Origin of the sequence: Lacrimispora amygdalina (assembly GCF_003432035.1) — a bacterium.
Taxonomy (GTDB): Bacteria; Bacillota; Clostridia; order Lachnospirales; family Lachnospiraceae; genus Lacrimispora; species Lacrimispora amygdalina.
Map to the genome: position 1 here is coordinate 41,459 of NZ_QOHO01000059.1, position 11,515 is coordinate 52,973.

Genomic DNA, 11,515 nt, shown 5'->3' on the forward strand with positions numbered 1-11,515 from the left:
CAGCAAAGAGGACTTCTCTTTGACTGCCGGCAGGCATATTAACTGTTTCTTGCTGTTTGTCTGTGCTTTTCTTCTTCCGTTTTCTGATCCTGCATATTGCAGACCCGGTAAGACAGCCTCATCAGACTCTCTGATAAGTGTACATTCTCTACCACAACATCATCCGGTACTGTTAAGTCCGTATGAGCGAAATTCCAGATAGCCTTGATGCCTGCCCTTACAAGACGGTCTGCAATTTCCGGTGCCTTGGTCTTTGGTATGGTCAGGGCTGCAATCTGAACATCATTATCTTTTACAAACTGTTCCAGATCATCCACGCTTCGGATCTCGATTCCGCGAACAACCAGACCGATCAGACGTGGATTGATATCAAACATTCCTTTGATTAAAAAACCACGCTTTTCGAAATTTGCATAATTTGCAATCGCCTGTCCTAAATTGCCTGCGCCAATAATCACTAAATTGTGCTGTCTGTCAATTCCTAATATCTTCGCAATCTCTGTATATAAGTATTTCACATTATATCCATAACCCTGCTGTCCGAATCCGCCAAAATTATTGAGATCCTGGCGTATCTGAGAAGCGGTCACTTTCATTCGCAAACTCAGCTCATTAGAGGATATCCGTTCCACTCCATCCTCCATAAGTTCTCCCAGATGACGATAATATCTGGGAAGCCTGGCAATCACTGCTTTTGAAATTTCTTTATCTGCCACATCTTCACCTTCTTTTACTTAGAATTAAACTAACACCATTATAACTGCGTGATAAAATAATGTCAAACGAGTTTTACGATTGTATCCTTGAAAAATAAATGGACCTATATTATACTGGTACTATTGTCCCATTTTATTCAGGAGGAAAGAAACCATGATTCTCTCATGCAGTAATATCAGCAAGGCATTTGGCACCAACGAAGTGATTAAACATGCTTCCTTTCATATAGAAGACCATGAGAAAGCCGCCATAGTAGGAATTAACGGAGCAGGCAAATCCACTCTGTTAAAGATGATTATCGGTGAACTTGCGGCCGACGAAGGAGAGGTGGTCATATCCAAAGGGAAAACCTTGGGCTATTTATCTCAGCACCAGGATTTATCCGGGGACCGGACCGTATTTGAAGAAGTTCTGGAAGTAAAACGTCCCATTATGGATATGGAAGCAAAGATCCGTAAGCTGGAGATGGATATGAAACACGCCGCCGGTGATGAACTGGAGGAGATGCTCACCGTTTACAGCCGTCTAAATCATGATTTTGAGCTTCTAAACGGCTACGCCTATCAAAGTGAAGTCACCGGTGTATTAAAGGGTCTGGGCTTTACGGAAGATGAATTCCAAAAGCCGGTATCCGCTCTCTCCGGCGGTCAGAAGACCCGTGTTGCCTTAGGACGTCTTCTCCTTACAAAGCCGGATATCATCCTGCTTGATGAGCCTACCAACCATCTGGATATGGATTCCATCGCCTGGCTGGAGGGATACTTAATTAATTACGACGGAAGCGTAATAATCGTGGCCCATGACCGGTACTTTTTAAACCGGGTGGTTACTAAGATTATTGAACTGGACAACGGCATTTTATCCGTATACCAGGGAAACTATACGGAATACAGCGGGAAAAGGGCCATGATCCGGGAGGCAAAGATGAAGGCCTACTTAAACCAGCAGCAGGAAATTAAACATCAGGAGGAAGTCATTGCAAAATTAAAATCTTTTAACAGGGAAAAATCCATACGCCGGGCAGAAAGCCGGGAAAAGATGCTGGACAAGATTGAACTGTTAGAGAAGCCTGCCGAAGTCAATGATGAGATGCGTATTCAGCTGGAGCCTAATGTAATCAGCGGAAATGATGTTTTGACAGTTAAGGACTTAAAAAAGTCCTTTGGAGATAATCTCCTGTTTGATCATATTGGATTTGAAATCAAACGGGGAGAACGGGTTGCCATAATCGGCGGCAACGGAACCGGTAAAACCACGATACTTAAGATATTAAACGGGATTCTTAACCCCGATCAGGGTGAAGTTTCTCTGGGCTCCAAGGTACATATCGGCTATTATGACCAGGAGCACCAGGTGCTTCATATGGAGAAGACTTTATTTGATGAACTTCAGGATACCTATCCATTCATGAACAACACCCAGATCCGCAACATTCTGGCTGCTTTCCTCTTTACAGGAGATGACGTATACAAGCGAATCAAGGATTTAAGCGGAGGCGAACGGGGACGGGTATCTCTGGCAAAGCTTATGCTTTCCGAAGCCAATTTTCTGATCCTTGACGAGCCGACCAACCATTTGGACATTACATCCAAGGAGATACTGGAAGGTGCTCTTGTCAATTATACGGGTACTGTTCTTTACGTATCTCATGACCGTTATTTTATCAATAAAACTGCCACACGGATTCTGGATCTGACTAACCAGACTCTTGTTAATTATATCGGTAATTATGATTATTACCTGGAGAAGAAAGATATCATGACTGGTCTGTTAAAACCGCCGTCAGAAGCCGCTCCTGAGACCAGTGAGGAAGTATCCGGGATAAAGCTTGACTGGAAGGCCCAAAAGGAAGAGCAGGCCAGAATCCGCAAGCGCCAGAATGAATTGAAGAAAACGGAAGAAGAAATACACAAACTGGAAACCAGGGACGGGGAAATCGATGAATTGCTTGTAAAGGAAGAGATTTTCACAGACGTTCCAAAACTTATGGAATTAAACCAGGAAAAAGAAACGATCAGCAAACGTCTGGAGGAACTTTATGAACTGTGGGGCGAACTGGCTGAATAAAATAACGGGAAAGCTGCTAAAATCAGCTTTCCCGTTCTGTCTCAGTTCTGTCCGTATAATATCTTTTTTAAAATTTGGGTCACTTCCGGAGCTGACTCTTCCATCTCTGATCTTGTTGAAGCACTTCCCAAATATGCTGCAGCCAGCTTTCCGAAATAAAATTTCATATCGTCTGCATAATAATCAGGTATAGAAACATATTCCTCCACCAATGCTTTACTCATTGATAAATCTGTGGCTTCCTGGTTTTTCCCGTCATAGCAGCCGTATTCATACCCGATAAATTCACAAAATGCTTCTGTGAGTTCGGAAGGATTGCAGATTTTTATTTTTTTATAGGTGGTATCAAGCGAATGGCAGACATAGTAAACTCCGCTTCCGGTATTGGGCGCAGAAAAATAACGCTTGTCCGGATAATATAGAATCTCCCAGCCTTTATCCGTAAAACGCTTCACCCAGTCTCTTGGAAGATTCTTGGACGCCTCCGTAAAAGCCTCCTTTACCTCAGCAGATACCGTAGAACTGCTTTTTTTGCTTTCAATTACTATATCAAAATTTCTGTTTCTGTTACCAGTTTCATCCATATAAGAAAGGCCTACATACTGATTGGCAGCCATCTGCCCGTTATCAAAGAAATAATACCTTCCTCCTGCAACATACTTATACCCGGAAGAAGCCATCTCTCCTTTTGTGGAAAACCAGTACCAGCTACCGTCCTGATCCTGAAACCAGCCTTTTTGAGGCGTCCCATCTTCATTATAATAATGCCATTTTTCCTCTTCATCGTTATAACACCAGCCAAGCTGAAGTTCTCCGGTTTCTGAAAAGAGATAATCCATACCACGGATTCTTGTCCAGTCCGTACTTATATAACCATCAAAGCCGAAATAATACCAGCTACCGTCAATCTTCTCCCAGCAGTTCTTTTTATAGGTCCCATCCTCTTTTATAAATTTCCAGCCTATGGAATCTTCCTTCCACTGCCAGTCCTTAGAGGCTTCCTGCTGATTACAGGCGCCGCTTTGCTCCTGCCCGTTTTCTTCTGCAGCCATGGAACTCGTCACGGTTCCCATACTCAGGATGATTCCTGCTGAAATAACTGTTAACCATCTTTTCCTCAAGAATACTCAGCACTCCTTCCACGCCGTCTGTAAATCTGTAATCTATTAAAAGTTTACTATATTTTCTGCAAAATGTACAGTTTACAATATCTGAACTTTTTGTGAAGTTTTCCCAAACTTTTCTTCCCATTCCTTCAGTTTTGGGATATAATAAAAATCAGTATGTTTTTTCAGAAAGAGAGGTTTCCCCATGAAATGGAAACGCACCCTGGCGGTTATCGGTCTGGTACTGATCTGCTCCCTGTATCTCATTGCACTTATATCTGCATTTTCTCATAGTGCGGATTCAAAAAAATGGCTGATGGCGGCGATTTATTCCACCGTTGTTGTTCCAGTATTTTTATATGCCGCACAGCTTGTTGTCAGAATTATAAGGCCGGAAGATAAACACAACAACCAGGTATAAAAATAAGCAGAGACAACAGGAATATTAATCCTGCTGCTCTGCTTAGAGTAATTATCATTTTTAGTTCAGTCCCAGTTGTTGCGGCAGTATGGCTGCAAATGATCCTAACGATAGATGATATCGTCTCTTCCCGGTCCGTTGGAAACCATGGTAATCGGAGTCTCAAGCTCTTTCTCAATAAATTCAATATAGTTTCTGCAGTTCTCAGGCAGATCCTCATATTTTTTAATTCCTCTGATCTCACATTTCCAGCCTGGAAGTGTGGTATAAACCGGTTTTGCCTTATTAAGTTCCACTGTATTGGGGAAATCTTTTGTGACTTTTCCGTCAATTTCATACCCAATGCAGACAGGAAGCTCATCCAGATAACCAAGTACATCTAAAACAGTAAGCGCTGCCTCGGTAGCCCCCTGGATTCTGCATCCATATCTGGAAGCAACTGCATCAAACCAGCCCATACGTCTTGGTCTTCCTGTGGTTGCGCCATACTCACCGCCGTCACCGCCTCGGCGTCTTAACTCGTCTGCTTCATCTCCGAAGATCTCGCTGACGAATGCACCTGCACCAACTGCGCTGGAATATGCCTTTACTACTGTGGTGATGTTCTTGATTTCATATGGAGGAATGCCTGCGCCGATGGCTCCATATGCCGCCAATGTGGAAGAGGAGGTAACCATAGGATAAATTCCATGATCTGTATCCTTTAAGGATCCCAGCTGGCCTTCCAGTAAAATATTTTTGCCTTCCTTAATAGCATCGTGAAGATATTTGGAAACATCACAGACAAACGGTTTCACCATCTCACGGTATTCAAGAAGAGTCTTAAACAATTCTTCCGGATCAATGGCCGGTTTATGATATAAATGCTCCATTAAAACATTCTTCGTCTCACAAACGCGTGCAACCTTTTCCTTCAATGACTCTTCATCAAACAGCTCACTTACCTGGAAACCGATTTTTGCGTATTTATCTGAATAAAATGGTGCAATCCCTGATTTAGTAGAACCAAAGGACCGTTTTCCCAGACGCTCTTCTTCATACTGGTCAAACAGAATATGATATGGCATCAGAATCTGCGCGCGGTCAGAAACCAGGATGTTCGGCTTCGGAACTCCCTTGCTCACCAGATCTTCCACTTCCTTAATTAAATAAGGTATGTTTAATGCCACGCCATTGCCGATAATGCTGGTTGTATGGTTGTAGAATACACCTGACGGAAGAAGGTGAAGGGCAAACTTGCCGTAATTATTGATAATTGTATGTCCGGCATTGCTTCCGCCCTGATACCGGATAATGATATCAGACTCCTTTGCCAGCATATCTGTGATTTTACCTTTTCCTTCATCGCCCCAGTTGGCGCCTACGATTGCTCTTACCATTCGATTAATCCTCCTATGAGTGAAAAAATACCTTTTACTTCCCTATGATAGCGCAAAGATTCGCATAAGTAAAGTCAATAATATTTATATTTGTCATAAGTTTAAATTATATCACTTGTCATAAGTTTCAGAATCTTCTTCCCTGCAGGGGAAACAGGAGTCTTACTGTCCGTGATAATGGCAAACTGCCGCCCCGGCATGGACTCTTTAAACTGCAGTTCTATCAGAGTTCCTTTCTCAAGCTCCATCTTTGCAAATCCCGACATAACGCAGCCAATTCCTAAATTCCGCATTGCAAACTGAACGATCATATCGCTGGTGGAAAGTTCGAATTCCGGCTCCAATTCCAATCCCCGTTCCTTTAAGAAATCATCCATAAATGTACGCGTACTGGTATTTTTTTCCAAAAAAATACAGGGAAGCTCCTTCAGGATATCATAACTCAGTTTTTTCCCCTCCAGGTGCTTAAACTTCTCTCCTGCAATAAAAACATTGCGGACTTCCTTTACCGGAGTGCTTTTTACCTCACTTCTTGCCTCAAAAGGCGTGCTCACCACTCCGAAATCAATTTTTCCGTCATAAAGAAAGCGAAGTGTTTCCGGTGTGGGACCGTTGGAAACCGTTACTTTAATTCCAGGATAAAGCTCATGAAATTTTTCCAGATAGGGAAGCAGATAAAACTGAAGTGTCATATCACTAGCTCCGATTCGCACCTCTCCCGTTTCCAAATCCCTCATCCGCCTTAACATATTTTCCCCGTGCCAGATATTTTCTAAACCGGATTTCACATATTCAAATAAAAATTCTCCCTCTCTTGTCAGCTTTACTCCTTTTGACATCCGCATAAAAAGCTGACAGTCCAGCGACTGTTCCAGCTGTCTTACTGCCTGGCTGACAGCCGGCTGGGAGATGCAGAGCTTTTCTGAAGCCAGTGTAATACTCCCTAAATTTGCCACATAATAAAAAACCTTATAATATTCCAGACTGCTGCTCATGGCTCCTCCTGACAAACGAAAAACTGCAGACAGACTCATTGACAAAAATCAGTCTGTCCGCAGCTTTCTTATACATTGATTTCTGCTGTCATTCCAAGAAGTTCCTGGTTGTCCTTAAGAAGAGGACGAATCACCTCATCAAGGTATATGGTAACCTGAGCCGGGGCGCAGCCTACATATTTCTTAGGGTCCATGCTCTTTTTCAGTTCTTCTAAAGAAAGATTAAAGGAAGGGTCTGCTGCAATGAGTTCAAGCAGATTGTTATCCAGTCCGTTCACCTTAACATTCTTTCCGGCTTCCATGGAAAGCTCACGGATCCGCTCGTGAAGTTCCTGTCTGTCGCCGCCAGCCTTCACTGCATCCATCATGATGTTTTCCGTCGCCATAAAGGGAAGTTCCGCCATCATATGCTTTTCGATAACCTTTGGATAAACTACAAGACCATCCACCACATTTAAATAGAGATCAAGAATTCCGTCTATTGCAAGAAAGCCTTCCGGCACACTCAGACGCTTGTTGGCGGAATCATCCAGTGTTCGTTCAAACCACTGGGTGGAAGAAACAAGCATGGGATTCATCACATCTGCCATTACGTAGTTTGACAGTGATGCAATCCTCTCACTTCTCATGGGATTTCTCTTATAAGCCATGGCTGATGAACCGATCTGGCTCTTTTCAAACGGCTCTTCCACTTCTTTTAGATGCTGGAGCAGGCGGATATCATTGGAAAACTTATGGGCGCTCTGGGCAATACCTGCCAGAACGTTAACGACCCGGCTGTCAACCTTACGGGAATAGGTCTGCCCAGAAACCGGATAGCAACCCTTAAATCCCATCTTTTCAGCAATCATGGCGTCTACTTTTCTCACTCTGTCCATATCCCCGTCAAACAGTTCCAGGAAACTGGCCTGGGTTCCGGTAGTTCCTTTGGATCCAAGAAGGCGAATGGAGTCAACAAGATAATCCAGATCTTCTAAATCCATGGTAAGATCATGAAGCCATAACGTGGCTCTCTTACCTACCGTCGTCGGCTGAGCAGGCTGAAAGTGGGTAAATGCAAGAGTGGGCAGTTCCTTATAGCTGTCTGCAAACTTTGCAAGCTCACTGATTACGTTAATCAGCTTTTTCCGCACCAGCAAAAGCGCTTCTGTCATAACTATAATGTCTGTATTATCCCCCACATAACAGGAGGTGGCTCCAAGATGAATGATTCCTTTTGCCTTAGGACACTGTACTCCATATGCATATACGTGAGACATTACATCGTGGCGGACCTCTTTTTCCCGCTGTCTGGCAACATCGTAATTAATGTCATCCTGAAATTCTTTCAGTTCCTCTATCTGTTCATCCGTGATGGGAAGTCCCAGTTCTTTTTCTGCTTCCGCCAGAGCAATCCACAGTTTTCTCCATGTTTTAAATTTCTTATCAGGAGAAAAAATGTACTGCATCTCCTTGCTGGCATAACGCTCAGACAGCGGGCTTTGGTATCGATCTGTCATGTTCCTTTCATTCCTCCTTGGGTTTCGTTGTAGAGCTATTTTAGCATATTTTTCTTACTATGGGAAGAGCAGGCAGGGACCGTCCGCCGGTTATACGCTGTAAACCGGCCTGACAGCCCCTGATCTCTTTGTCCTTTTTATCTGCTGTATTCTCCCCGGATATCTTCTTTCGGCGGCTCGATGGGATAGTTCCCGCTGAAGCATGCCGTACAGATAGGCAATCCTTCTGCCATTTCCTTCAGACGTTCCATGTTTAAATAAGACAGGGAATCCGCCCCCAGAAGATCCCGGATCTCTTCAATGCTTCTGTTATGGGCGATCAGCTGATCTTCATCAGGAATATCCGTTCCGAAATAACAGGGGTGGAGAAAAGGAGGTGCACTGATCCGCACATGAACCTCACTGGCACCAGCCTCCCGCAGCATGTTCACGATCAGTGCGCTGGTTGTTCCCCTGACTATGGAATCATCGATCATGATTACCCGTTTTCCCACAACCGCTTCTCTTAACACATTCAGCTTAATTCTGACGGAAGATTCCCGGTTGCTCTGTTTCGGTTTAATGAAGGTTCTTCCCACATAGGAATTCTTCACAAAAGCCGTACCATAGGGGATCCCTGACTGAAGGGAATATCCAAGCGCAGCTGCATTTCCGGATTCCGGTACGCCTACCACGACATCGGCCTCTACAGGAGAATCCACAGCCAGCGCCCTGCCTGCACAAAGTCTGGAATGATAGACACTCACTCCGTCAAAAACGCTGTCCGGTCTGGCAAAATAGATATATTCAAAAATACATCTGGCCTCCTTCGCTTTCTCCTGAAAGCAAAGGCTGGTATCCGATACAATTCCGTCTTTTGTTATGGTTACAATCTCTCCCGGGAGAACATCACGGACAAATTCCGCACCGATGGTATCAAGGGCGCAGCTTTCCGATACAATGATATAAGCATTGTCCCGTTTCCCAATGCATAACGGCTTAAATCCATATGGATCCCTTGCCCCAATCAGTTTACGCGGGCTCATGACAACCAGAGAATAAGCTCCCACAATTTTTTTCATCGCATTGGCAACCGCTGCCTCGACTGAAGGGGTCTTAACCCGCTCTCTGGCAACATGATATGCAATTACTTCGGAATCAATGGTGGTTTGAAAAATCGCTCCGCTGTACTCTAATTCTCTTCGAAGCTCCGGTGCATTCACCAGATTCCCGTTATGAGCCATGGCAAGAGTTCCTTTTACATAATTAAGCACAAGGGGCTGGGCATTTTCCCGTGTACTGCTTCCAGCCGTTGAATAACGAACATGACCTACCCCGATATTGCCATGAAGACCTTCCAAAACCTCGGGAGTAAAAACCTCGTTACATAACCCCATCCCCTTATGGGCACTTACTTTTCCTTTCGGACCTTCGGTATCGCTGACAGCGATTCCGCAGCTCTCCTGTCCTCTGTGCTGTAATGCAAACAGACCGTAATAAATGGTGGAAGCAACGTCACCGCCGTCGAAATCATAGATGCCGAAGACGCCGCACTCCTCATGTAACTCTTCCTCTATGTTGAAGTTCAATTCGTTACTCATGAAATGTCTACCCTCTCTATGCTGTTTACTGAATTCCAAGGCGGCGGAATATCTCCTCGTATGCGTCTTCCACACCGCCTAAATCTCTGCGGAAACGATCCTTATCCAGCTTTTCGTGAGTATCCTTATCCCACAGTCTGCATGTATCAGGAGAAATCTCGTCGGCAAGTATAATCTGTCCGTGGTAACGGCCAAACTCGATCTTAAAGTCAATCAGATCGATATTTAAGGTATTAAAGTACTCGATAAGAACTTCGTTTACCAGAAATGCATACTTTGATATGGCTTCAATCTCTTCTTTCGTTGCAAGATTAAGAGCCAGAGCATAGTAATCATTGATAAACGGATCTCCTAAATCATCATTTTTATAGCTGAATTCAAGTGTAGGACAGGCAAATTTAATTCCCTCTTCCATTCCCATCTTTTTCGCAAAACTTCCGGCAGAATAGTTTCTGATGATTACCTCAAGAGGAACGATCTCCACTTTTTTCACTGCAGTCTCACGGTCGTTTAACTCTTCAACCAGATGAGTCGGAACACCCTTGGCTTCTAACTTTTTGAAAACAAAATTGGTCATGCGGTTATTTATCGCACCTTTTCCAACAATTGTGCCTTTTTTGAGACCATTGAAAGCTGTGGCATCATCTTTATAAGAAACAATTAACACGTCCGGATCTTCAGTAGTATAGACCTTCTTTGCTTTTCCCTCATACAGCATTTCTTTTTTCTCCACGGTATCCACCTGTCCTTTTCTGAATTAATTTATAAGTTTTTCAAATAAAACTCTGGTGTTTCAGTAGAAATTATAATACAGTAAAAATCGGATTGCAACTGGTTTTATTATTATAAATACTAATGACCAATATACATATCTGTTTCTCAATCTGACTTTTTAAGGATCTGCCGCTCCACTCTCTGCCACAATTTTAATTCTCCTTCTTTTAAATCCAGAGAAAATCCGTGCTCTCTCACCTCTCCATCTGCCGCTTTCAAAAAAGGCATGCCGGCTATCGTTTCTTCCACATATTCCTCCCTGACAGCATAGAGCTTCCTCAGTTCACTGCAAATCTGTTCTCTCTGCCGGGGAAATAAAACGGCAGCTTCAAAAAGCAGGCAGCAGTACAAAAGATAAACCAGCTCCCTCCGTCTTTTCCTGGGAGCAAATGCCCACGTTAAGCTTCTCCATGCCTTTTTTCTCTTATTAAAACTATGAAAGCGATAATTTTTTATAACTGTATTCATAAATCAGCTCCTGTCCTGGCCAAGATATAACGGTTCGGCAAATGGGAAATTTAAAAACAGATATCCAGAAATAAAGAAGTGTCTGACCTTATTATATACGATAGTAAAAAAAGCTTCAAGCATTACTTTCTGCCCGAAGCTTTTTGTTAAATAATTATTTTGCTGCTGTTGTACTCTCTGTGGTAGGCTGGCCATTGCTTTCACCAGTAATTTTATCAACGCCTTTTTCCACGCCATTTACCGCATCATTGACAACTCCTGTGCTGCTTTCCTTACCTTCATCAGCCTTTGTTGCACCGCCTGTAGTTGTTGAACCGCCTGTAGTTGTTGAACCACCTGTACCACCGCCTGTACCACCACCTGTAGTCGTACCGGCTGCTGTCGTAGCCGTTCCAGCTTTAGTTCCGTCAGTTCCATTGGTTGTGCCGCATGCTGTCAGACACATTACTGACATAATGACAAGAATTGCAAATACATATGGTTTTATTTTTTTCATAATAATCTCCATT

At 43.5% G+C, this 11,515-nt stretch carries 12 protein-coding genes; 2 read left to right on the forward strand and 10 right to left on the reverse strand.

The features are described 5' to 3' along the window. Positions 1-38: 38 nt before the first annotated feature. Complete coding sequence (locus DS742_RS18060) at positions 39-716, reverse strand: redox-sensing transcriptional repressor Rex (protein ID WP_117418368.1); 678 nt, start codon at positions 714-716, stop codon at positions 39-41. 154 nt (positions 717-870) lie between these two features. Here DS742_RS18060 and DS742_RS18065 point away from each other — a divergent pair, with 154 nt between their 5' ends. Continuing rightward, positions 871-2,784 (forward strand): ABC-F family ATP-binding cassette domain-containing protein, encoded by a 1,914-nt coding sequence (locus DS742_RS18065; RefSeq protein ID WP_117418369.1) that lies wholly within the window; start codon positions 871-873, stop codon positions 2,782-2,784. Between the two features lie 41 nt (positions 2,785-2,825). Here the strand turns inward: DS742_RS18065 and DS742_RS18070 are convergent, their stop codons facing one another. Together DS742_RS18070 and DS742_RS28955 are read right to left on the reverse strand one after the other, a co-directional pair. After that, a complete protein-coding gene (locus DS742_RS18070) occupies positions 2,826-3,857 on the reverse strand; it encodes an N-acetylmuramoyl-L-alanine amidase family protein (protein WP_242996584.1) in 1,032 nt (343 codons plus the stop codon). Further along, complete coding sequence (locus DS742_RS28955) at positions 3,793-4,035, reverse strand: hypothetical protein (RefSeq protein ID WP_170313511.1); 243 nt, start codon at positions 4,033-4,035, stop codon at positions 3,793-3,795. The genes DS742_RS18070 and DS742_RS28955 overlap by 65 nt, the downstream gene beginning before the upstream one ends. A gap of 60 nt (positions 4,036-4,095) precedes the next feature. Between DS742_RS28955 and DS742_RS18075 the strand changes: the two genes are divergently transcribed. Continuing rightward, positions 4,096-4,311, forward strand: a complete 216-nt coding sequence (locus tag DS742_RS18075) for a hypothetical protein (protein ID WP_117418371.1) — start codon at positions 4,096-4,098, stop codon at positions 4,309-4,311. Positions 4,312-4,415: 104 nt separating this feature from the next. Here DS742_RS18075 and DS742_RS18080 read toward each other — a convergent pair whose 3' ends face one another. The 7 genes from DS742_RS18080 to DS742_RS18110 form a co-directional block, all read right to left on the reverse strand. Beyond that, positions 4,416-5,690, reverse strand: a complete 1,275-nt coding sequence (locus DS742_RS18080; RefSeq protein ID WP_117418372.1) for an adenylosuccinate synthase — start codon at positions 5,688-5,690, stop codon at positions 4,416-4,418. Between the two features lie 101 nt (positions 5,691-5,791). After that, entirely contained in the window at positions 5,792-6,685 is an 894-nt protein-coding gene (locus tag DS742_RS18085; RefSeq protein ID WP_117418373.1) for a LysR family transcriptional regulator, read from the reverse strand. Positions 6,686-6,753: 68 nt separating this feature from the next. After that, on the reverse strand, positions 6,754-8,184 hold the full coding sequence (gene purB, locus DS742_RS18090; protein ID WP_117418374.1) for an adenylosuccinate lyase: 1,431 nt from the start codon (positions 8,182-8,184) through the stop codon (positions 6,754-6,756). A 137-nt stretch (positions 8,185-8,321) separates the two neighbouring features. Beyond that, positions 8,322-9,764, reverse strand: coding sequence for an amidophosphoribosyltransferase (gene purF, locus DS742_RS18095; protein WP_117418375.1), 1,443 nt, complete (start codon positions 9,762-9,764; stop codon positions 8,322-8,324). Between the two features lie 25 nt (positions 9,765-9,789). After that, positions 9,790-10,497: a phosphoribosylaminoimidazolesuccinocarboxamide synthase gene (gene purC / locus DS742_RS18100; RefSeq protein WP_117418376.1), complete on the reverse strand. Its 708-nt coding sequence runs from the start codon at positions 10,495-10,497 to the stop codon at positions 9,790-9,792. Between the two features lie 146 nt (positions 10,498-10,643). Further along, a complete protein-coding gene (locus tag DS742_RS18105; RefSeq protein WP_117418377.1) occupies positions 10,644-11,006 on the reverse strand; it encodes a hypothetical protein in 363 nt (120 codons plus the stop codon). Positions 11,007-11,160: 154 nt separating this feature from the next. Further along, on the reverse strand, positions 11,161-11,515 hold a 355-nt coding region (locus DS742_RS18110; protein ID WP_242996586.1), incomplete at its 5' end, for a hypothetical protein.